This window comes from Paraburkholderia caffeinitolerans (assembly GCF_902859945.1).
GTDB lineage: Bacteria > Pseudomonadota > Gammaproteobacteria > Burkholderiales > Burkholderiaceae > Paraburkholderia > Paraburkholderia caffeinitolerans.
In genome coordinates this window covers 1-23,816 of the sequence record NZ_CADIKL010000044.1, presented here as the reverse complement: position 1 = coordinate 23,816, position 23,816 = coordinate 1, and the positions used below count along the sequence as shown (strand labels likewise).

Annotated in this window: 19 protein-coding genes and 2 pseudogenes; 5 read left to right on the top strand and 16 right to left on the bottom strand. The window is 61.8% G+C overall.

The genetic code is table 11. The features are described 5' to 3' along the window. Positions 1-238: 238 nt before the first annotated feature. Positions 239-1,312, top strand: coding sequence for a LacI family DNA-binding transcriptional regulator (locus HV773_RS30235; RefSeq protein ID WP_246282504.1), 1,074 nt, complete (start codon positions 239-241; stop codon positions 1,310-1,312). Between the two features lie 47 nt (positions 1,313-1,359). Here the strand turns inward: HV773_RS30235 and HV773_RS30230 are convergent, their stop codons facing one another. Then, on the bottom strand, positions 1,360-1,902 hold the full coding sequence (locus tag HV773_RS30230; RefSeq protein ID WP_175197713.1) for a 2,4'-dihydroxyacetophenone dioxygenase family protein: 543 nt from the start codon (positions 1,900-1,902) through the stop codon (positions 1,360-1,362). 271 nt (positions 1,903-2,173) lie between these two features. On the opposite strand from HV773_RS30230, the gene hemB reads away from it, so the two are divergent. The 4 genes and pseudogenes from hemB to HV773_RS30210 all read left to right on the top strand — a co-directional run. Further along, positions 2,174-3,145 carry a porphobilinogen synthase gene (hemB, locus tag HV773_RS30225; protein ID WP_175197712.1) on the top strand — a complete coding sequence of 324 codons (972 nt, stop codon included), beginning with the start codon at positions 2,174-2,176 and terminating at the stop codon, positions 3,143-3,145. 394 nt (positions 3,146-3,539) lie between these two features. Continuing rightward, positions 3,540-4,067, top strand: a pseudogene (locus HV773_RS30220) (M24 family metallopeptidase); the annotation flags it as partial. Positions 4,068-4,280: 213 nt separating this feature from the next. Beyond that, positions 4,281-4,925, top strand: a complete 645-nt coding sequence (gene narL / locus HV773_RS30215) for a two-component system response regulator NarL (RefSeq protein WP_175197710.1) — start codon at positions 4,281-4,283, stop codon at positions 4,923-4,925. 82 nt (positions 4,926-5,007) lie between these two features. Continuing rightward, positions 5,008-5,275, top strand: a pseudogene (locus HV773_RS30210) (ISKra4-like element ISBte1 family transposase); the annotation flags it as partial. Between the two features lie 764 nt (positions 5,276-6,039). Here HV773_RS30210 and HV773_RS30205 read toward each other — a convergent pair. The 15 genes from HV773_RS30205 to HV773_RS30135 all read right to left on the bottom strand — a co-directional run bounded on the left by HV773_RS30205 (position 6,040) and on the right by HV773_RS30135 (position 23,669). Beyond that, a complete protein-coding gene (locus tag HV773_RS30205; protein ID WP_175197709.1) occupies positions 6,040-7,200 on the bottom strand; it encodes a porin in 1,161 nt (386 codons plus the stop codon). A 208-nt stretch (positions 7,201-7,408) separates the two neighbouring features. Further along, entirely contained in the window at positions 7,409-8,884 is a 1,476-nt protein-coding gene (locus HV773_RS30200) for a purine-cytosine permease family protein (protein WP_175197708.1), read from the bottom strand. 24 nt (positions 8,885-8,908) lie between these two features. Then, positions 8,909-9,703 carry a creatininase gene (locus HV773_RS30195; RefSeq protein WP_175197707.1) on the bottom strand — a complete coding sequence of 265 codons (795 nt, stop codon included), beginning with the start codon at positions 9,701-9,703 and terminating at the stop codon, positions 8,909-8,911. 103 nt (positions 9,704-9,806) lie between these two features. Further along, positions 9,807-10,025, bottom strand: coding sequence for a hypothetical protein (locus HV773_RS30190; RefSeq protein WP_246282503.1), 219 nt, complete (start codon positions 10,023-10,025; stop codon positions 9,807-9,809). Positions 10,026-10,453: 428 nt separating this feature from the next. Beyond that, positions 10,454-11,704, bottom strand: coding sequence for a YbfB/YjiJ family MFS transporter (locus HV773_RS30185; protein WP_175197706.1), 1,251 nt, complete (start codon positions 11,702-11,704; stop codon positions 10,454-10,456). 121 nt (positions 11,705-11,825) lie between these two features. Continuing rightward, positions 11,826-12,713, bottom strand: a complete 888-nt coding sequence (gene purU / locus HV773_RS30180) for a formyltetrahydrofolate deformylase (RefSeq protein ID WP_175197705.1) — start codon at positions 12,711-12,713, stop codon at positions 11,826-11,828. Beyond that, the gene (locus HV773_RS30175; RefSeq protein ID WP_175197704.1) at positions 12,710-13,213 is read right to left on the bottom strand and encodes a dihydroneopterin aldolase; all 504 of its coding nucleotides are present in this window, start codon (positions 13,211-13,213) and stop codon (positions 12,710-12,712) included. The genes purU and HV773_RS30175 overlap by 4 nt, the downstream gene beginning before the upstream one ends. After that, positions 13,210-13,845 carry a sarcosine oxidase subunit gamma gene (locus HV773_RS30170; RefSeq protein WP_175197703.1) on the bottom strand — a complete coding sequence of 212 codons (636 nt, stop codon included), beginning with the start codon at positions 13,843-13,845 and terminating at the stop codon, positions 13,210-13,212. The genes HV773_RS30175 and HV773_RS30170 overlap by 4 nt, the downstream gene beginning before the upstream one ends. Next, the gene (locus HV773_RS30165) at positions 13,835-16,843 is read right to left on the bottom strand and encodes a sarcosine oxidase subunit alpha family protein (protein ID WP_175197702.1); all 3,009 of its coding nucleotides are present in this window, start codon (positions 16,841-16,843) and stop codon (positions 13,835-13,837) included. The genes HV773_RS30170 and HV773_RS30165 overlap by 11 nt, the downstream gene beginning before the upstream one ends. Beyond that, complete coding sequence (locus tag HV773_RS30160) at positions 16,840-17,199, bottom strand: sarcosine oxidase subunit delta (RefSeq protein WP_175197701.1); 360 nt, start codon at positions 17,197-17,199, stop codon at positions 16,840-16,842. Before HV773_RS30160 ends, HV773_RS30165 begins: the two co-directional genes overlap by 4 nt. A 28-nt stretch (positions 17,200-17,227) precedes the next feature. After that, positions 17,228-18,472, bottom strand: coding sequence for a sarcosine oxidase subunit beta family protein (locus tag HV773_RS30155; RefSeq protein WP_175197700.1), 1,245 nt, complete (start codon positions 18,470-18,472; stop codon positions 17,228-17,230). Between the two features lie 11 nt (positions 18,473-18,483). Further along, positions 18,484-19,860: an L-serine ammonia-lyase gene (locus HV773_RS30150; RefSeq protein WP_175197699.1), complete on the bottom strand. Its 1,377-nt coding sequence runs from the start codon at positions 19,858-19,860 to the stop codon at positions 18,484-18,486. A gap of 7 nt (positions 19,861-19,867) precedes the next feature. After that, complete coding sequence (glyA, locus tag HV773_RS30145; protein WP_175197698.1) at positions 19,868-21,127, bottom strand: serine hydroxymethyltransferase; 1,260 nt, start codon at positions 21,125-21,127, stop codon at positions 19,868-19,870. A 65-nt stretch (positions 21,128-21,192) separates the two neighbouring features. Continuing rightward, on the bottom strand, positions 21,193-22,404 hold the full coding sequence (locus tag HV773_RS30140) for a M24 family metallopeptidase (RefSeq protein ID WP_175197697.1): 1,212 nt from the start codon (positions 22,402-22,404) through the stop codon (positions 21,193-21,195). A 248-nt stretch (positions 22,405-22,652) separates the two neighbouring features. After that, complete coding sequence (locus tag HV773_RS30135; protein ID WP_246282502.1) at positions 22,653-23,669, bottom strand: GlxA family transcriptional regulator; 1,017 nt, start codon at positions 23,667-23,669, stop codon at positions 22,653-22,655. Positions 23,670-23,816 lie beyond the last annotated feature (147 nt).

Below are 23,816 nucleotides of genomic sequence, written 5' to 3'. Positions count from 1 at the left end.
CTTTGCGCTCTGGACGAGCAGTGAGGTCATCCAGAAACGTTGCCTTTATTGAAGCGCTTCATTTTGAAGGGTTAACAAATCGCCATTAGGCGGTGCTATATTGACTCTTAAGTCTGGCTTACTAGCCTACTTGAAGCGCTTCAATTATTTTATCCGCAAGCGCTTTTGTCAACACGGGTGTATACCCGAAGGGCAACACGGAGGGCGCGGCAATCCGCGTTTTGCAATAATGTCTTCTATGACGAATCTCGACCCACCCCGCCCAACCCTCGAAGACGTTGCGAAGCTCGCCGGTGTGTCGCTGGGGAGCGCGTCGCGCGCACTTTCTGTCCCCGATCAGGTCAAGCCCAAGACGCTCGCGCAGGTGAAACGTGCGGTAGAGCAGCTCGGCTATGTGAGCAACGGAGCTGCTCGTGCGCTCGCATCGAAGCGAACTCGGACCATCGGCGCCATTTATCCGACGATGTACAACCCGGCGTTCGTCGAATCGCTCCATACGCTGCAGCAGACTCTCTGGGCAATGAACTATCAGGTTGTTCTCGCCATACATGAGTACATTCCTGAGCGCGAATATGACGTCGTTCGAGCAGTGGTCGAGCGCGGGGTAGACGGTGTGGTCCTGGTGGGCACCGCCCACGAAGACAGAGTCTTCGACCTGATGCGTCAACGACGTATTCCACTTGTTTTGACCTGGCAGCGCGACGAGCCACGTTATGGCGAGTGCATTGGCTTTGACAACTGGCGCGCGACCTATGACATGACCAAGGAAGTGCTTGCGCGAGGGCATGAGAGGATAGCGATTGTCTGCGGCTCCATGGAGCACAACCAGCGCGCGCTTCAGCGCGTGGCCGGAACTGCGGACGCGATGAAAGAGGTGCGCCTCGAGCTTTCGAAGGATTTGATATTTGAGGAGCCGTTCTCTATCCAGGGCGGCCGGGACGCAATTCGGAGAATTGCGGCACTCGATGAACGGCCTACCGCGCTGATTTGCCATACAGACTTGCAAGCCATCGGAGCGATTCATGAGTGCGGAATCCTAGGAATTCGCGTGCCCGAGGATATGTCAATCACAGGCATGGACGATATCGAACTCGCGGAACTGACACATCCTCCGCTCACAACGATTCGAGTTCCAACCAAGGAAATAGGTGTGCTGGCGGCTCGTCGTATCGTTGAATTGGCGGAAAAACGGACAGGTATGGAGCCGCTATCAGTTGAATGCACAATCGTCATCCGGGAGAGCCTCGGTGAAGCTCCGGCAGATGCGAAAAGCGCAACGCCTATCAAGAAGCCTCGCCGCAAGACCGGTTGAAGCAGGCGTCGGCACCGGCCGGCGCTTTCCTCGTTGACGCCCCCGCCCTAGCGGATGAACTGCTTCACGTAGTCGGCACCCAAGCCTGATTCTTCGTAGTATTTCCGGGCAGCTTCAATTTTCGTGAAGACATCTTCGTAGCCAACGGCAACGCCCTGCGGGTCCACGTAGGTGTAGCCGCCTGTGACGTGGAACCACGTAATCATTTCGTCGACGCCTTCCGGCACGAACAACGTATGCGTCTCGCCCGCGGGTTCGTGCGCGTATGAGCCTTCCTCTGCCACCCACTCGTGTTCGAGGTAGTACCAGCGGCCCTTCAGGACGATTGCGTGCACTGGACCCGTATGACGGTGCCGCGACAGCACGCCCGACTGGCGAACGCGGAGCAGGTTCACGTAATAACCTTGGCTCGCGCATAGCAGAAGCGGCTTGAACGATACCGTCTCGGTCATCGGAACCCAAAGCTTGTCGTCTTCCAGCCACTTATCGAGCACGCCGAGGTGGACGATATCCGGTGACATGAAGGGCACCTGGGGGAGTTGATACGGCACCGCCAGTTCGTCTGGCTTTCGTTTGAGAACAGAGGACATCAGAAGCTCCAGTTTAGTTTGGAGGTGAAAGCCGGCAACCGTGATGCGTACATTTGAAACGCTTCAACGAAAGGGCTATGTTCACCGGCATACATTCGGCAAAAGACCTGAAAGCATATATGAAGCGCTTCAATTATGAGGCCGTATTTGGTGGATTGCAATTTCCATAGGGTATACACTGATAAGCGGGCAAGCTGCGGCGGCCGCATCCCAGCAATGCGAGGCGCAGCATGCGCCCCGCCTAAAACTCCATCGCTTGATAGGTAACAAGTTGAATATCCCCACGTTTTCGCGGCATCGCCGTCTACGCCGGTCACCGGCGCTTCGAGAGATCTTCACCGAAGCCGAGTTCTCTCTGAACGACCTTGTGTTACCGATTTTTGTTGATGAAGGCGCCACCGACTTTGTGCCCATCAAAAGCATGCCGGGAGTTTTCCGAATCCCAGAAAGCAAGCTCGAAAGCGAAATCGAGCGATATGCGCGGGCAGGAATCAGGTCAGTCATGACGTTCGGTATCTCTCACCACAAAGACCACGTAGGCACGGACACCTGGCAACATGCCGGACTGGTTGCTCGCATGGCGTCGCGAATCAAGAAGGTAGCGCCGGACATGGTCGTCATGTCGGACACATGTTTTTGCGAGTACACGACACACGGACATTGTGGTGTCGTGCATGACGGTGAAGTCGAGAACGATGCGACGCTGGTGAATCTCGGAAAGCAAGCCGTCATTGCGGCCCAGGCTGGCGCCGATGTCATCGCGCCGTCGACTGCGATGGACGGTCAGGTCGCCGCGATAAGGGTGGCATTGGACGCAAACGGCTTGATGGACACCCCAGTCTTTTCTTACTCGACAAAATTTGCTTCCGCCCTTTATGGTCCTTTCAGGGAAGCAGCAGAGAGCGAGTTGAAAGGTGACCGCAAGGCTTACCAGATGAATCCAATGAACCGGCGCGAGGCCGTTCGGGAATCACTCGCAGACGAGGCGCAAGGGGCTGATGCGTTGATGGTGAAGCCGGCTGGCGCCTACCTCGACGTCATTCGAGACATCCGGGAAGCGACAAGGTTGCCGCTTGGCGGCTACCAGGTCAGCGGCGAATACGCGATGATTAAATTCGCGGCCGCCGCCGACGCAATCGACGAATCACGGGTTGTTCGGGAGAGCATCGGTGCTATCAAGCGCGCGGGCGCCGACCTGATATTCACCTACTTTGCACTAGACCTCGCCGAACAGGGCATTTGACGGCGCGGGTCGTTGACGCCGCCACAGGCAGGCGGCACCATTTTCATAAAACATGGTCCCCGTGACGAGCGAGGAACTGCTGGCCATTGTCCTTCGCGCCCGATTCGAGCAACGCGGGAGGCGCGGTCATTTGATTGGCGAAGGATTCGTCCAGCTTTCCTGCGCAACGGTGTCTGGCTACCCCCGGCTACGCCGAACCAAGTTTCGGCAACATCAACTCTGTCTCGGCGCGCTTACCAGCCGCGGCATGGTACAGGCATGGCGATCCAATGGACTCGCAGAAACGGTAGTCGCAGCTCGACCGGTCTATCAACTTCTCCAAATAGATCAGTGATTTAACTGGAAGTATGGCGGATTTTTTGCGAATCCCGGCCGCCCCTCATACTGGTATCGCGCATTGCCTGCGCTCGTGCTGGCCGGCGAGCATACCTGCCTCGCCATTTCGCGCGAGGCCTACGTTCCCGATCGTGCACCCCTCAAAAGCCACGACGTGCTGACCATTGACCTCAATCCGGCAATGAATGGATACTGCGGCGATCTCGCCCGCACTTACTTCATCGAAGATGGACAAGTGCGGTGCGTGCCTCACCGTGACGGTGAGTTTCTCGCGGGCGCCCACGCACAGGCATCGCTGCACACCCTGCTTCTGCGTGTGGCCAGGCCTGAACTGCGTTTCGATGAGTTGTACGGGATCGTGAAGGATGCAGCCGACCGGCTCGAATGTGAGCTACTGGACTATCTCGGCCACAGTGTGCAGGCAGATATGAGCGCGCTCGACTTCATCGCACCGAACGTCACGCATACTCTCGGAGAGGCGGGCCTATTTACCCTCGAACCGCAGATCCGTGTCAAAGGCGGCCGCTATGGGTTCAAACACGAGAACATCTATTCCTTCGCCGGGACCGTCTTGCACGAACTCTAGGTAGCAGTCAGTGCATATGCAACGAACCTGAAGCGTGCGATGCACTGCTTCCGACGAGATGCTGGACTAGCGATGGAACCGTTCAACTTACCGAATCAAGAAAAGATCATGTTCCAGTGGGCTACATGCGAAAATGAACGCACGCGCTGCAAAACGGATCGCACGCCGTTCCAGTAGAGACAGGTAGTCTGGCTAACGCGCCAAGGAAGCTCCATGCCCCCCCATACTGTTCTGCTCATCGACGACCATGCACTCTTTCGCAAAGGCGTCGCGCAACTCATCCAGATGAATCCGCTGTTCTCGATCGCAGGCGAAGCCGCTACTGGTTGCGAAGGCGTCGAGATGGCCGTGCGCCTGAAACCCGAGGTCGTGCTCATCGACCTGAACATGCCGGAAATCAGTGGCATCGAGACCCTTCAACTGATGCGCGATGCCGGCGTGAGCGCGCGCTTCATCATGCTGACCGTTTCGGACCGCGAACGTGATGTGGTCGCCGCGCTGCGCGCGGGCGCTCACGGCTATCTGCTCAAAGACATGGACCCCGAGGACCTCTGCGTCACGCTCCAGAAAGCGTTGGCGGGCGCGGCCGTGCCAAGCGACGCGGTCACGGGCAGCCTCATGCAGGCTCTCTCGGGCGGCCAGCGCATGTCGCCTTCGCTATCGGACCTCACCCCGCGCGAGATGGAGGTACTCGACTACCTCGGCGAGGGCATGTGCAACAAGGTCATCGGACGCAAGCTCGGCATCAGCGCGGGTACCGTCAAGGTTCATGTGAAGCACGTGCTGCGCAAGCTCGACCTGCATTCGCGGCTCGAAGCCGTGGTGTGGCGCCACGAGCACGGCTCACGCGAGTGCTGAGGCGTAACCGTACCGGGGGGCGAGCAAGGTAGCCGGAGCTTCCCGGTCGCTCATGATCAATGCGTAAGTGAACAGGCCCGGGCTGCAGCGTTCGATAATTTACGTGCAGGCCGTTGAAGCGATCGCTCGAATGAACGTGTGTGAGCGGTGCAGTTCCCGTTTGACCGTCAAGGGCCACCATCGTCTGGTTTACCGCTCGGTATTTGGCCGGTTGCCGATCGACACCCCGCGGTTTTACGAGTGCCGTGTTCAGGAGCTGAGCACCGGTCCATCAGCCCACTGACCAGTTGCCTGCGTGAGCTGAGCGGACGAGCCCTGAGTTGCAGTATCTGCAGGCGAATATTGCCGCGGGCGCCTCGAAAGACCTCCATTTTTATACAAAGACGAAATACTAAATAAATCCGCAGAGACCGCAGCCACGAAACTGGCAACCAGTTGCGTTTTTTCCCGCTCGAAGCACATGCCAGACGGTAGGTTTGCGCGCGCGTACTCGATCACTCGGCTGGAAAGCGCGATCGTCGAAATTCACCAGGTACACGTGGTTGGTCGTTCTGGACTCGGTGGATAGGGCCGCCACGTGCCGTCCTGATGACGAAAGAAAAGCATTGCAACCTGCCCCGCCACATTGAATGTCTCAGCGTATGCATCGCGCGCCCGAGCAGAGCGCCTGATTCTGGACCAAGTGACGCGTACCTTGGCTATGAACTCCGAAGCAAGCAAGCGCTTGACCAATAGACGCAGCGACGTTGCAGCACTAGCCATCGACTCTCTCCTTCATTGCGGTTGAGTCCGGTTGCCGCGGCTGCGGCACCTGTTGCCCATCGGGATCCTCGCGCGTCTCGTGGTCAGCAAGGAGGATGGCGGCGCGCCAGCATCAACGCCGTCAGACCACCCATTGAATGTTCGACCAGATGACAGCGGTCGAACCTGACGCGCTCGAGCACGGCAAGCTCCGTGTCTACGAGAAATCGTATACAGCTGGTTTATCGCGGCACTACCAGGTGACGCCCGGGATGCCGTGCTCCTGGCCGCACCCCTGCCGTCGACGGTGGGCAGAATCAGTGGGTTTCGAGAAACGCCATGACTTTATCGGCCGCGTAAATTCGTGGTGTGCCTAAAACGTGTGACGCATGCCCGCCGTCACGGCCACCTGCGTACTCGTCGAAGAGGGGGACAGAGTATTGAGCATTGCATGCGAAAGCACAGAATTCGGGGGCGCTCCGTGGACATTCTGGTACACCCCCTCAAGGTAGAAATCGGTACGCTTGCTGACAGCGTAATCGCACTGGAGCATGCCCGTGTTCCACCCCGGCGAAGAGCCGTTGTAGCTACCATGCGTGTAGGTATATGCGCCCGACACGCTGAGGGCGGGCGTCAGTGAGTACTTCGCATTTACCTCATAATTGTCCAGTCGTAACGATCCATCCAGCGTACCTGCGGACGGATCGCTGGCACCGAGATACGTACCCGTGCCAAACGAAAGTACACCTGCCGCGTTGTCAATCTGCGTATGGCTCCATAAGAGACCGACCGTGGCAGCACCAAAGGTCAGGTTGCCCCCTAGCGACCAGATTCGCTGGCGTTGGGCGATGAAGTTAGCGCTGCCGTCATTCGTCGTCACCGCACCGAGTCCGGTGCCCGGGTTGTTCATCTGCAGATAGCCTGCGGCGAGATTGACCGGCCCCTTCGTGTAAGAGAGCGCGAACCCGTACGCGCGGTTGACGGCAAAATTTCCGGGCTCATTGCTGAAGGCATACATCGTCTCGAGCGTTGCGCCCAGATATGTCGGGCTGATGTATTTGACCGTGTTGTTGAAGATGACCGCGTTGGAGGCCAGATTGTCGTTATCGAACGGGTGGGCGGCGATACTGCCTCCCCAGGTGTTATATCCGGCGGACAGTGGCCCCACGAGGTCGTTCACCACGTCGAACTGCCGGCCAAACATCATCGTCCCGTAGGCATCGCTTTGCATGCCAATCAAAGCCTGCGACCCAAAACTGTCGCCAGGAAGTGCCTGTGCACCGTTGTTCAGCACAAAAGCCTGCTCGAGCTTGAATATGGCATGCAGTCCTCCGCCGAGGTCTTCGTCTCCCTTCAACCCGAAGACGGTATTCTGGGTAGCGCTGCTGATCATCTGCCAGTTCGAATGACCGAGTTGATTGTTCGAGTAGACAAGACCGGTATCGATGAGACCGTACAGGGTGACGCTCGATTGCGCATGGGCACACATGGAGAACAGCCCCAGTATCGTCGACCCAATCAGCACCTTTTTCATAGTTTCATTGTCCGTTAATTAGTTATACGAATAATTCTTCACGTCGTTGGCGACCCGCCGATGGCACATCGCCATACATCAGCTAAATGTTTGTTCAGATGTGTAGCGATGTATAGAACGAAGGCCGTCAGGAACATACACGCTACCGTGCGACCCGCTTGATACGCGGGTCGCAGGATTACGCAGGCACTTGAGCGCCGGATTGAAGTCAGATCGAATGGGAAGGCACTTCTGCGCTGAGCGGAACGTGCGAGTTGGATTTATGAAACAGCGGGTGGCGGCGCGCGAGGACGAAGTAAGTCAATCCGGCCAGCAGCAGTCCAGCCTCGAAACTCAGGTCTCCCCATCCCAGGACGTTGTGCATCAGCGGGCTGACGTAGGTGGGCGAATTGGAAAACGCGACGCATGCCACGGTGCCTGTGATCAACGCGATGACCCCGGGCCAGAAGATCCCACCGTTATACCAGTAGGCGCCGCTTCCCCATTTCATCCAGTCTTCCCTGCGATACCGTCCATCGCGCATGAAGTAGTCGACGATGACAATGGCGGCCCATGGCGCAGTCCAGAACACCATGTAGTTCAGGAACACCTGGTACATGTCAAAGAACTGCCCGTAAAACACGGTGACGATCCGGAAGCACAGCGTGAACAGTGCGATGATGGTGAGCGACGTCACACGGTTGATCGGAATGCGCAGGGCCAGCAGGCCGAGTCCCGCCGTGTAGCCGTTGGGCACGTTTGCGGCAATCCCCCCGAGTATGATTGCGAACAGGAGCGGTACGATGAACCACGTCGGCAGGAACCGGCCCAACTGGCTTACCGGATCGTCACCGAGCGTGCCGCCCAGCGCGGTCGCAAACAGCACGCCGATCACTTCGCAGAACACGAGCGCAACGAACTGGCCACCACCCGCCGCGAGCGCGATCTTCTTCCAGCTCGTTTCGGCCGGAAAGTACCGGCTGTAGTCCGAAGCGAAGTTGGCCCAGCCGATCGGATAGGAAAAGACGATGCCCATCGCGATCAACCACGTGTTGAAAGAGCCACCACCATGATTGATGGCGGACGCCGCAGCGAAGCTCGTATGCGGCAACACGAACGCTGCCAGCCCGCCGAACAGGATCGCAAGTGCCACTGCGATCCACTTCTCCGCCGCAATGATGGTCGCATGACCAAAGATCGCGAGCAGGATCTCCGCCACGAGAATAATGGCCAGTGATATCCAGACCACCGCGTGGCTGTGAAACCCGCCCATCTTCAACAGCGTTTCCAGCGCCTGGGTCGCGACCACGGAGTTGATCGAGAACCAGCTGAGCGCCGAGATCAGGCTCACGGCCTTCGGCAGGAACGAACCCAGCTGGCCGAACGAACTGCGCGAGGTCATGATGCCCGACGTGCCCGTGCGCGGCCCCATAATCGTCGTGAGACCGAGCACAAAACAGCCGAGCAGATTGCCGACCAGGATCGCGCCGAGCGCCTGCCACAGTGACAGGCCCTGCGAGAGGGCCAGCGCCCCCGTCACGACCACGACGTAATTCGTGTTGGCGCCGATCCACATCTTGAACAGCTCGGCCGGCGTACCGTGCCGGTCCTTCAGGGGAATCGGATCAATGCCGTGCTGCTCCACGCTCCAGGCCTTGTCTGCCTCGACACCGTTGCGCGGTTCATGCTTTCCATGATTCGCCATTTCATTCTCCGGTTGCCAACACATTCATTGAGCCAATTTCCCGCGGACCTCGAAGGCTTCGCCAAGCGCCTGCGCGATGCCCTCCACGCAGACTTCGTACAGCAGTGCGCCCTTCTCACCCGAGGCCGCCGCGGCCGACGAAAGGCACCCCGACGCGGGCGTCCATTCGGGAATCGGTGGAAAGACGTCGTAGGGCGGAAATGTGGCGGCGGCATGCCGGGGCACGCACGTCATATCGACCAGATGCGGATGCAGGAGCAGCATCAATGAGGTCTCGAGTACGCCGCCGTGCTCGACCGCCCAGCCCGGAAAGCCTTCCGGATAGATGCGTGCGATGGTCTCCTCGGTCACGAAATCCCAGTAGGACAGCATGACCACCTGAAAATCGTGAATGCCCTCCCAGCGCAATTCGCGAATAGCGAGATCCACGCCTTCGACCGCGAACATGGAGTTTTCGAAATGGCCGTTGACGAGGCAGATCTTGCGCGCGCCGTGGCGTGCGAACTCTTTCAGGACGTCCTTGACCGTCATGGAAAGCGTATGCCCGTCCAGGCTCGTGGTGCCGCAAAGATGATTGCCACCTCCGCTTTTTTGCTGCGACTTGTAGCCGTATGCGATTGCGGGCGCGACCATTGCGCCGATCCGGCGCGCCACCTCTTCAGAAATCGCCGTGGGCAGCAGCACGTCCGGATTCATCGACATATGCGGGCCATGCTGCTCCAGCGCGCCGATCGGAATGAGGATGGTCTGCGCATCCTCCTTGATGCGGCGCGCGTATTCAGGCCATGCAAGATCTCCGATTCTCACTTTTGCGTCCATCAACTCGTCTCCTTGTTTGAATGAAATTGTGCAGCTACAAATGGTTGCATGCGCAAATAATAAACGACCCTGCTTGCAACGGCGATCGCCGCAACACGCGCCGTCAATCGTCGACCAGCCGAAGCCGCGACGTCTCGCGGCTCGCCAGCATCGCGACGAGCGCCACGCCTGCGGCACCTACGAGGTACCACGCGGGCGCGAGGTTGCCGCCCGTCACCGCAATCAGCCAGGTGGCGCCCAGCGGCGCGGTATCACCAAACAGCGCAAAGTTGCCGATGAAGCTCGCCAGTGCGGCCCGCGTCAGGAGCCCAACGTCATTCACCGCGAGGCGCCTCGCATCGCTGTCACCGTATCCTGCACTCGCTGACCGCCTCCAGGCCTCCCGGCATCGCTTTTCTGGTAACCATCCAAGAATCCAAAGGCATTTCTGGTTCGCTCTGGGGTCAGGACAATTGCGTCTCGATCGCTACCGCTGCGGACATCGCCGGGTGCTGCGAATTGCGCGCGTTCAAGGCAATGGTAGAAGTTGCAGCCAGTGGAAAATATCTTTTCCGGACAAACGACTTTCTCCATTCGACATCGAGGGTAAACACTCCGGGGGCTTTGGCGCTGCATCGGAAGCGGGCATAGCGCAGACGCAAGCACAGGCAATGGGCTTGAACGCGACATTGCCGTGCATGCGGACAGGGGGTGTGAGGCGTGAGTCGGAACGGGTCCGGTTGCCCACGGCTTTGCCAGTGAGCGGGCGGATCAGGGGTGGCGCTTGAGCGGACGCTGGCACGCTGCGAACAGTGCGCCGACGAGCAGAACTGCGGAGGAATAGACGAGCCCGCGCGTGAGGCTCGCGTTGTCGGATACCCAGCCGATCGCAATCGGCCCGGCGATCTGGCCGAACGCGAACACGATCGTGAAGACGCTGATGCCGCACGTCCATTCGTCAGACGGAAGATTGTGCCGGACGAATGCAGTGGTCGAGGCGACGGCGGAGAGGAATGTCGAGCCAAAGATCACGCCCGAAATGGCCGCCGCTACGGGATGGCCAAACACGGCCGGCATGAGCGTCGCGATGCCCAGTAGCGCATTGAAGGTCGCCAGCGCCAGACCACCGCGCGCGCGGTCGAGAAACCGCGACCAGATTCGTGCAGATGCAACCGTTGCGACGCCCAACGCGATATAGAACGCGCAAACGACGCCCTGGCTCATGCCCTCGCTGCGCAACAGGGCAACGATGAACGTCATGTAGCCGATATACCCCACGCCAAAGAGGCCGTATCCGCCAAGCGCGGGAACGTAGCGCCACCACGCGGTCCGCTGTCTGACTACGCCTCCTGGCGTACTCGCGGTGGCCGCGCCGGCTGCATCGATAGTGCGGGCGGCTTCTCGCGCGAACAGCGTGCAGGCCGCACAGGCAGCGGCCAACGCGAACCACGCGGGCTGCCAGCCGTGCGGCACGGAACGCACCGTGGCCGGCACGAGAATGGACGACAGCACAATGCCGTAACCGGTCCCGCCGTAATAAAGGCCCAGGATCAGTCCACCGTGCCGCGGCACGGTCGTCGCGAGCCGGGCGGCCAGAACACCACCACTGATGAAGATGAACGCGCTACCGATTCCGGCCACCAGCCGCTGAGCGAGCAGCACGGACGTGCCGGACACGAGCCCGCACAATGCCATCAGCACGATCACCACGTACGCACCGGCAACGAACAGCGCGCAGGACGACCGATGGCGGGAGAGCCAGGGGAACACGGCCGCGCCGATCAGATAGCCCGCCGCGTTGGCCGTATTCATCGCACCGGCCTCGGCGAAACTCCAACCGAGATCGGCCTTCATCGCTGGCAGGAGCAAGGCATAGGAAAAGCGCACGAGGCCGAGGGCCATTGCACTGCCCAGCGACAGGCGCACAGCCAGCCAAAGCGGCGCAGGAGACTCGCTATCCTCGCGACGTGCCGGCGCCGGCTTGATACGTCCGGCAGCCCCCCTGCGGGTATTCGCCTCCATCCAGGTGGTGTTCTCCGTATTTTCGTTGCTCTCTCATGCGCTTTGCAGACCGGGCGACCGAACACCGGCTGGTCGCCCGCACGGTCAGCGATAGTGCCAGAAAATGCTGCGCATCGGGTCGCTAGCGCAAAACGACCGTACGCCCTTCATGGATGAAGATGCGCCGCTCGATGAAGCCCTGCACGGCCCGGGCGAGCGCAGCACGCTCCATGTCGCGCCCTGCCGCAAGCAGCCGCTCCGGCGTGTAAGTGTGATCCACGCGCTCCACCACCTGCTCGATGATGGGCCCTTCGTCGAGATCCCCGGTCACGAAGTGCGCGGTGGCCCCGATCAGCTTGACGCCGCGCGTGTAGGCCTGGTGATAGGGCCGCGCCCCCTTGAAGCCGGGCAGGAATGAATGGTGGATGTTGATCGCCCGGCCGGCGAGACGCGCACACAGGCCAGCGCTCAAGACCTGCATGTAGCGGGCGAGCACGACCAGTTCGGTTCCCGTGCGCTCGATCAGCGAGACGAGCGCCTGCTCCTGAACGGATTTCGTTTCAGGCGTCACCGGAAGATGATGAAACTCGATCCCGTGAGATCGGACCATGGGCTCGAGATCGCGATGATTGGACACCACGCCCGCAATATCGATCGGCATCTCATTGATGCGCCAACGATGCAGCAGATCCACCAGGCAATGATCCAGCTTCGAAACGAGCATCAGCACCTTCGGCTTCACGCGCGCGTCGAAAATGGCCCACTCGAAAGCGTGCCGGCGCGCAAGCGGCGCAAAGCCTTCCGATAGCGTCTCGCGGTCCAGCCGCCTCGGCACAGGAGCATGAAACTCGCATCGCACGAAGAAGCGGTCGGTCTGCGGATCGTCGAAAACGGAGAATTCGTCGATATAGCAGCCAAACCCGTCGAGAAAGCCGACGACGGCAGCCACCTGGCCCTGCGCACTGGCGCAGGTCACGTTCAGGATAAAGCGGCGCGTGCTGTCGGCCACGTCAGCAGAAGACCCGTTCATGAATGCTCCCCATCATTGGCACATCGGATGTGTGCCGTGTTTTTCCCGTATCCGCCACGCTCGCAGGCCGCCCACTGCAGATAATAGGCGCGCGTCCAGTCGAGCGACACGCCGATATGCCGCGTACCCGGCCGGATCTTCGGCTTGTGCACCTCAAGCGTGAGCGAATCCAGCGCGGGCCACTCGCGAAACGAGAGCGCCGCGATATCGGCCACCAGCGTTTCCAGCAGCCGCGTATGCGGCTTCTTCGCGAGAAACTCGGCAATGCGCGCGCACCAGCTTTCGTAGTCGATCCAGTCGCTCTCCTCTTTCGGCATGGAGCGGTAGCCGAGCTGCGCATCGATCACGAGCGGCTGCGGCTGCCCGTGCTCATGCGGATGAATGCCGATGCGCGCGGGCACGCTCAAGCCCTCGACGAACACGCTCCAGCCGCGCCCGCGCGCCGGCGGTGCGTCGAGCGCCGTGAGCGCCGGATCGAACGTCCCGTCGACGATCTTCATGATGCAAGCGACGCCACGGCGTCGAGCATGATGCGGCCGAAGTAGTCGGCGAAGCTGCGGCGCACCACGATCTCGAAGCGGTCGTCGCCGGTGGGAATCAGCACGATCGAGGCCTTGAAAAAGACGCTCTGCGCGCATTGCCCCTGCGTGAACAGGCGCGGATGCAGATCGAGCGGACAGCCGCGCGAGAGCAGCTCGCGCGTGCGCGCGCCGTCGATCTCCACCACCGTGTAGCCGCTGCCCACGTCCACGGCGGCGGCGTACGTCTCGCCGAATGCGGGGGCGAGCTTCGCTTCGAGCATGCCCGCCGGCACGAGCGCGTTCGAGCGCACGAGCCATTCGTCGGGGCCGAGCCACAGTACGTCGTAGCCGTTGCCGCGCGCGACCGTGTTGGGCTGCGCGGGCGGCTGGCAGCCCACCACCTGGGCGAACGCGTCGACGAAGGCGGGGTCGCTCAGGTCGCCGCGCACGTTCACGAGATCGCGGAACGGCAGCTCGCGCATGGCGAACGCCTTCGACGCGCGGCCCTCCTGGGCCTTGAGCAAGCCGGCCACGCTGACGAAAGGCGACTCAAGCCGCACCGCTACCGAACGCTCCGCAAGGGGCACCGTATCCATCGTTTCATTCAACATGCTGACGCACCCCTTCAGTGTCATAGAAAATCGGGCTGGCGATCTTCGCCTTCACGCGCCGGCCATCGGCCAGCGAGATCACGACGTGCTCGCCCGTCTTGTTCAGGCCGCCCTTCACCACGGCAAGCGCGATCGAGCGGTCGAGAATCGGGCTGTAATAGCTCGACGTCACGTGGCCGAGCATCGGCGTGGTGCCGTCCGCGAGCTGGCGCGCATCCTCGGCGACGATCTGGCCGCCTTCGGGCAGCACGAACTTCGCGTCGTCGGTTAGCAGTCCGACGAACTGTTTGCGGCCTTCCTTCGCGGTGTCCGAGCGCTTGAGCGAGCGCCGGCCAAGGAAGTCCTTGGTCTGCGAAACCAGCCCGCCCATGCCCAGATCGAACGGCGTGATCGAGCCGTCGGTGTCCTGGCCGACGATGATGTAGCCCTTCTCCGCACGCAGCACGTGCATCGTTTCCGTGCCGTACGGCGTGATGTTGAACTCGGCGCCCGCCGCCATCAGCGCTTCCCACACGGCGCGGCCCGCGTTGGCCGGCACGTTCACTTCGTAGGCGAGCTCGCCCGAGAAGCTGATGCGCATGACGCGCGACTTCACGCCCGCCACCGTTCCGTTTCGATACGACATGAACGGGAACGCGGCGTTGTCGAAGTCGATGTCCTTGCACACCTTCTGCAGGACCTTGCGGCTCTTCGGGCCCACCACGGCGAAGGTCGCCCAGTGATCGGTCACGGAAGCGAGCCGCACCTTCATGTCGGGCCACTCGGTCTGCAGCCAGCGCTCGAGCCACGTGAGCACGCGCGCGGCGCCGCCGGTCGTGGTGGTCATCATGTAGTGCTGCGGTCCGAGGCGCACCGTCACGCCGTCGTCGAACACCATGCCGTTCTCGTCGAGCATCAGGCCATAGCGGCACTTGCCCACTTCGAGCTTGAGCCACGGATTCGTGTAGACCCAGTTGAGCAGCTTCGCGGCGTCGGGCCCTTGAATGTCGATCTTGCCGAGCGTCGAGGCGTCGAGAATACCCACGCCATTGCGCACCGCGAGACACTCGCGCTTGAGCGCCGCATGCATGTCCTCGCCGTTCTTCGGGTAATACCAGGGGCGCTTCCAGTTGCCCACGTCCTCGAACAGCGCGCCATGCTGCTCGTGCCATTCGTGGATGCAGGTCTTGCGGATCGGGTCGAGGAAATCGCCCAGCTCGCGGCCCGCCACGGTGCCGAACGTCACGGGCGTGTAGTTCGGTCGGAACGTGGTCGTGCCGGTTTCGGGAATCGTCTTGCCGAGCGCATCCGCGAGGATCGCCATGCCGTTGATGTTGCCAAGCTTGCCCTGGTCGGTGCCGAAGCCCATGGCGGTATAGCGCTTCACGTGCTCGACCGATTCGAAGCCTTCGCGCGCCGCGAGCAGGATGTCCGATGCGGCCACGTCGTTCTGGAAGTCGACGAACTGCTTCGGACCACGCGGCGCGGCCTTGCGGCTGCCCACGAGCCACAGGGGCTGCAACGGCGTTTCGGCGATCTCCGCGGCCTTCGGCACTTGCGGGCGCGTGGCCGCGAAGCCGAGCGACTTCGTCGCGTCGACGCCCGCATCGACCGCTTGGGTAAGGCCGCGTGCGAGGCTGAATTCGCCCACCGCCGCGCCCACGCTCACTTCCTGCTGCACGCGCTTGCCCGGCATGAAGCAGGCCTTCGCATCGTTCCAGTGCGCCTTGCCGCCCGACTGCGCGAACAGGTGCAGCACGGGGCTGAAGCCGCCGGACATCGCCACCAGATCGCAGGGCAGGTCCGCCTGCTTCGCTCCCGTCTGGCCGTTCGTGTACGCGACCACCTCGACCGAGCTCACGCGCAGCTTGCCGCGTGCGGCCATGATGGCCGCGTTGTTCATGATCTTCACGCCCTGGCGTCGCGCCGCGTCCTGCAATGCGCCTTTGCCCTGCGCACGCGAATCGACCACCGTCACGTTCGCACCGCATGCCTTCAGGTCGAGCGCGCAGCGATAGCCGGCGTCGTTGTTCGCGAACACCACGGCATTGCGGCCCGGCAGCACGCCATAGCGGTGGATATAGGTCGACACCGCCGATGCCATCATGATGCCCGGCAGGTCGTTATTGCCGAACACGATCGGCCGCTCATGCGCGCCGGTCGCGAGAATCACGCGCTTCGCGCGGATCTTCCAGAGCAGCTCGCGCGTGCCCTTGCGCGTCGAGACCGGCAGATGCTCGGTCAGGCGCTGCGTGACGGTCACGAGATTGTGATCCTGATAGCCGAAGGCCGTGCTGCGCGAGAGGACCTTCACGTCCGGCATGCCCGCGAGCTCCGCCTCGATCTTTTCGACCCACTGGATCGCGGGTCGGCCATCGACTTCCGTCTTGCACGAAAGGAGGCTGCCGCCCAGTTCGCGCTGATCGTCGACGAGAATCACGCGCGCGCCGGCGCGGCCCGCCGTATGCGCGGCCAGCAGGCCGGTGGGGCCGCCGCCGATCACCAGCACGTCGCAATGGGCGAAGCACTTGTCGTAGCGGTCGCCGTCGCGCACTTCGGGCGCCTTGCCCAGACCGGCCGCCTCGCGGATCTTCTCTTCGTACTTCGGCCACCACTTGCGCGGCCACATGAAGGTCTTGTAGTAGAAGCCCGCGGGCAGGAAGCGCGAGAACTTCTGGTTCACCGCCATGCGGTCGTGCTCGAGGCTAGGCTCCGCATTCACGCTGGTCGCGACGAGCCCCTGATAGAGCTCGATTTCGGTGGCGCGCGCGTTCGGCACGGTGTAGGCGCCGCGCTCGAGCTGCACCACGGCATTCGGCTCGGCCACGTCGGCCGTCACGATGCCGCGGGGGCGGTGGTACTTGAAGCTGCGCGCGACGAAGTGCACGTCATTGGCGAGCAGCGCCGAGGCGAGCGTGTCGCCCTGATAGCCCTGATACGTGCGCCCGTTGAACATGAAGGTCAGCGCAATCGCGCGGTTGATGCGCCCGCCGGCGCCGAGTCGGTTCTTCTGGCTCATCGCTGCTTGCTCCCTTGCGTGCTCTTTTGTGCACCTAGCTGTGCGCCGTTTTGTGCGCCGTGTTGTGCTTTGGCCTGTGCGTTCACAGGCGCATTGGCCTTGCCAAACGTTTCGTATCCCTGAATCTCGTAGGTGACGGTGTCGCGCGTCGCCATGAACCAGCGGCGGCAGCCCTGCGTGTGCAGCCACTGCTCCTTGTGCACGCCGCGCGGGTTATCGCGCATGAACAGGTACTCGCCCCATTCCCGGTCGCTCAGCGCGTCGGTGTCGAGCGGGCGCGCGATTTCCGCTTCGCCTCCGCAGGTGAATTCGATTTCGGCGCGCGGCCCGCACCATGGGCATTCGATCAGCAGCATGTGATGCTCTCCTAACGTCGGTGCGTATTCAGTGCGCCACGGCAGCCGCGCCGTGTTCGTCGATCAGATGGCCGGTGTAGAAACGGTCCAGCGAGAACGGCGCATTGAGCGGATGCGGTTCGTCGTTCGCGATGGTGTGCGCGAACACCCAGCCCGAGCCCGGCGTCGCCTTGAAGCCGCCGGTGCCCCAGCCGCAGTTGAAATAGAGGCCCTTCACGTCGGTCTTGCTGATGATCGGGCAGGCATCGGGCGAGACGTCGACGATACCGCCCCACTGGCGGTTCATGCGCACGCGCGAGAACACCGGGAACATTTCGACGATGGCCTGCAGCGTGCCTTCGATGATGTGATAGCTGCCGCGCTGGCCGAAACCCGTGTACTGGTCGACGCCCGCGCCGATCACGAGGTCGCCCTTGTCGGACTGGCTGATATACGCGTGCACCGCGTTCGACATGATGACCGAGTTGACCACCGGCTTGATGGGCTCCGAAACCAGCGCCTGCAGCGGATGGCTTTCGATCGGCAGGCGCACGCCGGCCATGTCGGCGAGCGTCGTGGTGTTGCCCGCCGCCACCACGGCCACCTTCTTCGCCTTGATGAAGCCCTTCACGGTATCCACGCCGGTCACGCGGCCGCCGTCGCGGCGGATCCCCGTGACCTGGCAATTCTGAATGATGTCCACGCCGTGGCGGTCCGCGCCGCGTGCGAAGCCCCAGGCCACCGCATCATGGCGCGCCACGCCGGCGCGGCGCTGAATGGACGCGCCCAGGACCGGATAGCGGCTGTTCAGGTTGATCGTGGGCTCGATCTCCTTGATCTGCCCGGGCGTGAGGAACTCGGCGTCCACGCCGTTCAGGCGGTTCGCGTTCACGCGGCGCTCGGTATCGCGCACGTCCTGCAGCGTATGCGCGAGATTCATCACGCCGCGCTGGCTGAACATCACGTTGTAGTTGAGGTCCTGCGAGAGCCCTTCCCAGAGCTTCATCGCCTTCTCGTAGAGCGCCGCCGACTCGTCCCACAGATAGTTCGAGCGCACGATGGTGGTGTTGCGCGCCGTGTTGCCGCCACCGATCCAGCCCTTCTCCAGAATCGCGACGTTCTTCACGCCGTGCTCTTTCGCGAGGTAGTAGGCGGTGGCGAGACCATGCCCGCCGCCGCCGACGATCACCACGTCGTACTCCTTCTTCGGCTCCGGGCTCCTCCACTGCCGCTCCCAGTTCTCGTGATACGACAACCCGTTGCGGAACAGACTGAATATCGAATAGCGGCTCATGACTTTCTCCCTCAGCACTCGATCACGTTGACCGCAAGGCCCCCGCGCGAGGTTTCCTTGTATTTCGTTTTCATGTCGGCGCCCGTCTCGCGCATGGTCTTGATGACCTTGTCCAGCGTGACGTAATGCTTGCCGTTGCCCCTGAGGGCCATGCGTGCTGCGTTCAGCGCCTTGACTGCACCCATCGCGTTGCGCTCGATGCAGGGAATCTGCACGAGGCCCCCCACCGGATCGCAGGTCATGCCCAGGTTGTGTTCCATGCCGATCTCGGCGGCGTTCTCGACCTGCTCGGGCGTCCCGCCCAATACCGCCGCGAGTGCACCTGCGGCCATCGAACAGGCCACGCCCACCTCGCCCTGGCAGCCCACCTCCGCGCCGGAAATGGACGCGTTCTCCTTGTAAAGCAGGCCAATCGCGGCAGCGGTCAGCAGGAAAGCGACGGCGCCGTCATCGTTCGCACCCGGCACGAACTTGGCGTAGTACTGCAGGACAGCCGGAATGATGCCCGCCGCGCCGTTGGTCGGCGCGGTTACGATCCGCCCGCCCGCCGCGTTCTCCTCGTTGACCGCCATCGCGTAGAGGTTGATCCAGTCGATCATCGACAGGGGATCACGCAGACACTCTTCTGACTGGGCCTTCAACTGCTGGAAGATGGCGGAAGCGCGCCGCCGAACCTTCAGCGGACCGGGCAACGTGCCTTCGATCGAACAGCCGCGTGCAATCGATGCCGCCATCACGTCGCGAATCGTCAGGAGGCCCGCGCGCACCGCTTCAGGCGTGCGCCACGTGGCCTCGTTCGCCAGCATCACGTCGGCGATCGACAGACCGCTCTCGCCGCACAGCCGCAGGAGATCCACGCCGCTCCTGAACGGGTACGGCACCTCGTTCGCACCCGGCAGACCGTTGAGGCGGTCGCCGGCATCGTTAATCACGAAACCGCCGCCCACCGAGTAATAGACCTGCGCATCCAGCACGGCGCCCTTCGCATCGAGCGCCGTAAAGCGCATGCCGTTCGGATGCAGGGGCAAGACCTCGCGTCGCAGAAAGGCAATCTGGGTCTTTTCGTCGAACGCGATCTGGCGCTCCCCGGCGAGAACCAACTCCTTCGCCGAACGGATGACGGCGAGGCGCTGTTCCGCGTAATCGGGATCAACCGTGTCAGGCAGATTGCCCTCCAGTCCAAGCAATACCGCCTTGTCGGTCCCGTGTCCCTTGCCGGTTGCACCGAGCGAACCGAACAGTTCGATCCGCATTGAGGACACGCGCTCGAGCAGCGCACGCTCGCGCAGGCGGGCGCCAAACCTGCACGCGGCGATCATGGGGCCAACGGTGTGCGAGCTCGAAGGGCCGATGCCAACCTTGAACAGATCGAAGACGCTCACATTCATGACATTCTCACAGGCCCTGATAGACTGGATGACGAGCGCAAAGCTGCGCGACCTCGTCGCGTACGCGGGCTTCCACCTGCGCATCCCCCAGATGGTCAAGCACGTCGCAGATCAGCCGTGCAGTCAATGCGGCGTCATCCTCATTGAAGCCGCGGGTCGTGATCGCGGGGGTGCCGATGCGGATGCCGCTCGTGACGAATGGCGATTGCGGATCGTTGGGCACGGCGTTCTTGTTCACCGTGATATGAACCCGGTCGAGCGCGGCGTCCGCATCCTTTCCGGTCATGCCTTTCTTCACGAGACTGACGAGGAACAGATGGTCGTCCGTGCCGCCGGAAACCACCTCGTAGCCGCGCGCGGTGAAAACCTCCACCATGGCGCGCGCGCTGGCGAGCGTGCGCTGCTGGTACGCCCTGAATTCCGGGCTCTGTGCCTCCCTGAACGCGACCGCCTTGGCCGCGATCACATGCATCAGCGGGCCGCCCTGCGTGCCCGGAAACACCATCGCATTGAGCTTTTTCTCGATTTCGTCGTTTGCACGCGCGAGAATCAGGCCGCCGCGCGGGCCGCGCAACGTCTTGTGCGTCGTCGTGGTCACGACATCGGCAAAGGGCACCGGGTTCGGATACAGCCCCGCTGCGACCAGCCCCGCCACATGCGCCATGTCCACGAAGAGCCACGCCCCCACCTTGTCGGCAATGCTCCTGAAGCGGGCGAAATCCAGTACCCGCGAGTAGGCGGAGAAACCCGCAACGATCATGCGAGGCTTATGTTCGAGCGCGAGACGTTCGACCTCCTCATAGTCAATGAGACCGGTCTTCGCGTCCACCCCGTACTGCACCGCGTTGAAGAGCTTTCCGGAAAACGAAACCTTCGCGCCATGCGTGAGATGGCCGCCGTGCGCGAGGCTCATGCCGAGAATGGTGTCGCCGGGCGAGAGCAGGGCGAGGTATACGGCCGCGTTGGCCTGCGAGCCGCTATGCGGCTGCACGTTCGAGAAGTCCGCCCCAAACAGGGCTTTGGCGCGCGCAATCGCCAGTTGTTCGACGACATCGACGTGCTCGCAGCCGCCATAGTACCGCTTGCCCGGGTAGCCTTCTGCATATTTGTTGGTCAGCACCGAGCCCTGCGCTTCGAGCACCCGCGGACTCGCGTAGTTCTCCGACGCGATGAGTTCGATATGCGCTTCCTGGCGTGCGCGTTCGAGTCGCATCGCCTCGGCGAGATCCGGATCGAATCCGGCGATCGTTTGTTCCCTGGAAAACACGGTAGCGTCTCCTGCCACAGCGAAAGAGTACCCGCGGCATACGCCGCGGGGCAGCGATACCCGGATCAGGCCTTGATGATGTTGTGTTCCGGACCGTACGGGAATGCGGTGATGTTGGTGGCGCCCTTTTCACCGACCACGAGGATGTCGTGCTCACGGTAGCCACCGGCGCCGGGCTGGCCCTCGGGCAGCATGATCATCGGCTCCATCGAGACGACCATGTTGGGCTCCAGAATGGTATCGATGTCTTCACGGAGTTCGAGGCCCGCCTCGCGGCCGTAGTAATGCGAGAGCACGCCGAACGAGTGGCCATAGCCGAACGTGCGGTACTGCAGCAGCCCGTATTCCGCATAGATCTTGTTGAGCTCGAGCGCGATATCGCCACAGCGGACGCCCGGCTTGATCAGCTTCAGGCCGGCCTCGTGCACCTCGACGTTGACCTTCCAGAGGCGCAGGTGTTCTTCGGGGCAATGGTCGAAGAACATCGTGCGCTCAAGCGCCGTGTAGTAGCCCGCGATCATCGAGAAGCAGTTCAGGCTGAGAATGTCGCCCTTTTGCACCTTGCGCGTGGTGACCGGATTGTGTGCGCCGTCCGTATTGATGCCGGACTGGAACCACGTCCACGTGTCCATCAGCTCCGAATCGGGAAAGCGGCGCGCGATTTCGCGCACCATCGCCTGCGTGGAGGCCAGCGCCACCTCGTGCTCGGGCACGCCTTCGTGCACGGCCGCCGCGAGCGCCGCGCCGCCGATATCGCACACGTTCGCACCATGCTTGATGAGCGCGATTTCCTCGTCGGACTTGATCATCCGCATGCGCATCGTCTGCGCGCCGATGTCGACGAACTCGACCGACGGCAGGGCCGCCTTCAGCTTGGCCAGCACTTCGACCGGCACATGATCGAACTCGATGCCCACGCGGCCCTTGTTGTCGATTTCGCCCTGCACGGCCCGGAAAAAATTGTCGCGCTGCCAGTCCGTGTAGACCACGTTGTAGTCGCCGACCGTACGCCGCCACGGCTGGCCGCCGTCGATGTTGGCCGAGATCGAGACGACCTTGGACGGCGTGACCACGAGACCGTACTTTCTGCCGAACGAGCAATAAAGAAAGTCCGAGTAGTAGTTGATGTTGTGATACGACGTGAAAAGCGCCGCGTCGATGTTTTCGCGCGCCAGCAGTTCGCGCAGCTTGCCTTGACGGTTGGCGTATTCCGCATCCGAAAAGGTGTGCTTCACCTTCTCGCCATTCTCGATTCGAATCAGGTTCTCCATCTTCATAAGCTCGCTCCTGGGTGAAAAAAGCGTGGTGGGTGTGAGCAGATGATAGGAGTTCGGCCAATCGGAGAATTTCCAAACTGGCCGTATTAGTTCCTGAAATGGCCAAAACGGGTTAACCATGACGCCCGGCGGCAGGCGTGCTGCGCACACATGTCATCCGCTATGCCCACGACGACGCCCGCCGGCTACCACAGTATTTCATTCTGAAGCGTTGCTGGATCGCTATGCACGCCAATGCGGCGTGCTCGCTAGAGCGCGCTCTGATAGCGACGCCGGTCGGCGATCGGGGAGATCTGGAATTGGGCCTTGTAACGCGTGGAGAAGTGAGTCGTCGACGTAAAGCCGGTACGCGCGCACACTTCCTCGAGCGAGGTGGCAGTGCGATAGAGTAGCTGACGAGCGCGAAGAAGACGAATTTCGAGGTACGCCTCTGCGGGCGATTTGGCCAGCCGTTCGAGAAACCATCGCTGGAGCTGTCGTTGCGAGACGCGCAGCTGGGAAGCGATCTCCGGCACGGAGAGCGGCTCTTCGACATTGCTCTCCATGAGTTGCAGCGCTTCGTCGAGCTTTGCATGCTCCGCGCCGATATACTGGCGCAAGGACGTCTGCTGACGGTACTCACGACTGCGTGGCTCCGCAACCAGCAATTCGAGAACACGCGCCGCCAGGGCCTGGCTGCCCGGTGGACTCGCGAGCAGATGCACCATCAGATCGAGGGGCGCCACGCCGCCGCTGCAGGTGTAGCGATCCCGGTCGATTTCGAACAGCCGGGTTGAGACCGTGAGTTTTGGAAATTGCTCGGTAAGTACGTCCTGGTCTTCCCAGTGAATCGTGCAGCGATATCCGTTCAGCAATCCCGCACGCGCCAAAAAGTAGCTGCCGGTGTCGAGCCCACCGAGTGCCGTTCCTTTGCCAGCCTGCCTGCGCAGCCAGTCGATGATTGAACCAATCCCCTTTTTCGGAATGGGATTCGGCCCGACGACGAACACCACGTCGAAAGGCTCGCTGTCCGACATGGACACGTCGGGAACCACGCGGATGCCGTCGCTTGATCGGACGAACTCGTTGCCCGGACCAACAAGGCTGTAATCGTAGACGCGCCGTCCGAGAATCATGTTTGCGATCCGCAGCGGATCGATGGCTGAACCAAGCGCAATCAGGGAGAAGTTTTCGATCAGAAGAAAACCGTAACGCATGACACGCAGGTCATGCATGCCGTCACGGGCACTCGACGGTGGCGAGTGCTTGAGCGGGGGCGTTTGCATTGGAGTTGTGGCCTTGAAAGTTGGCTCGTCCAGAAATTACTGACGTGTGCACCAAATAGTGCGTGGTGCGTTATATGGGCATGAAGACAAAACCTGATGCCCGAAAACTGGATGGAGCCACCCAAGCCCACCTGAGAAAGCTCGTGG

What these genes read in the sequence shown, in the direction of transcription:
- HV773_RS30175 (WP_175197704.1), bottom strand. Translation starts at nt 13,213, where the DNA reads ATGAAGATCGTCGACGGGACGTTCGATCCGGCGCTCACGGCGCTCGAC.
- HV773_RS30195 (WP_175197707.1), bottom strand. Translation starts at nt 9,703, where the DNA reads ATGGACGCAAAAGTGAGAATCGGAGATCTTGCATGGCCTGAATACGCG.
- HV773_RS30155 (WP_175197700.1), bottom strand. Translation starts at nt 18,472, where the DNA reads ATGAGCCGCTATTCGATATTCAGTCTGTTCCGCAACGGGTTGTCGTAT.
- narL (WP_175197710.1), top strand. Translation starts at nt 4,281, where the DNA reads ATGCCCCCCCATACTGTTCTGCTCATCGACGACCATGCACTCTTTCGC.
- HV773_RS30150 (WP_175197699.1), bottom strand. Translation starts at nt 19,860, where the DNA reads ATGAATGTGAGCGTCTTCGATCTGTTCAAGGTTGGCATCGGCCCTTCG.
- HV773_RS30205 (WP_175197709.1), bottom strand. Translation starts at nt 7,200, where the DNA reads ATGAAAAAGGTGCTGATTGGGTCGACGATACTGGGGCTGTTCTCCATG.
- HV773_RS30165 (WP_175197702.1), bottom strand. Translation starts at nt 16,843, where the DNA reads ATGAGCCAGAAGAACCGACTCGGCGCCGGCGGGCGCATCAACCGCGCG.
- HV773_RS30185 (WP_175197706.1), bottom strand. Translation starts at nt 11,704, where the DNA reads ATGGAGGCGAATACCCGCAGGGGGGCTGCCGGACGTATCAAGCCGGCG.
- purU (WP_175197705.1), bottom strand. Translation starts at nt 12,713, where the DNA reads ATGAACGGGTCTTCTGCTGACGTGGCCGACAGCACGCGCCGCTTTATC.
- HV773_RS30160 (WP_175197701.1), bottom strand. Translation starts at nt 17,199, where the DNA reads ATGCTGCTGATCGAATGCCCATGGTGCGGGCCGCGCGCCGAAATCGAA.
- HV773_RS30135 (WP_246282502.1), bottom strand. Translation starts at nt 23,669, where the DNA reads ATGCAAACGCCCCCGCTCAAGCACTCGCCACCGTCGAGTGCCCGTGAC.
- HV773_RS30230 (WP_175197713.1), bottom strand. Translation starts at nt 1,902, where the DNA reads ATGTCCTCTGTTCTCAAACGAAAGCCAGACGAACTGGCGGTGCCGTAT.
- HV773_RS30235 (WP_246282504.1), top strand. Translation starts at nt 239, where the DNA reads ATGACGAATCTCGACCCACCCCGCCCAACCCTCGAAGACGTTGCGAAG.
- HV773_RS30140 (WP_175197697.1), bottom strand. Translation starts at nt 22,404, where the DNA reads ATGAAGATGGAGAACCTGATTCGAATCGAGAATGGCGAGAAGGTGAAG.
- HV773_RS30200 (WP_175197708.1), bottom strand. Translation starts at nt 8,884, where the DNA reads ATGGCGAATCATGGAAAGCATGAACCGCGCAACGGTGTCGAGGCAGAC.
- HV773_RS30170 (WP_175197703.1), bottom strand. Translation starts at nt 13,845, where the DNA reads ATGTTGAATGAAACGATGGATACGGTGCCCCTTGCGGAGCGTTCGGTA.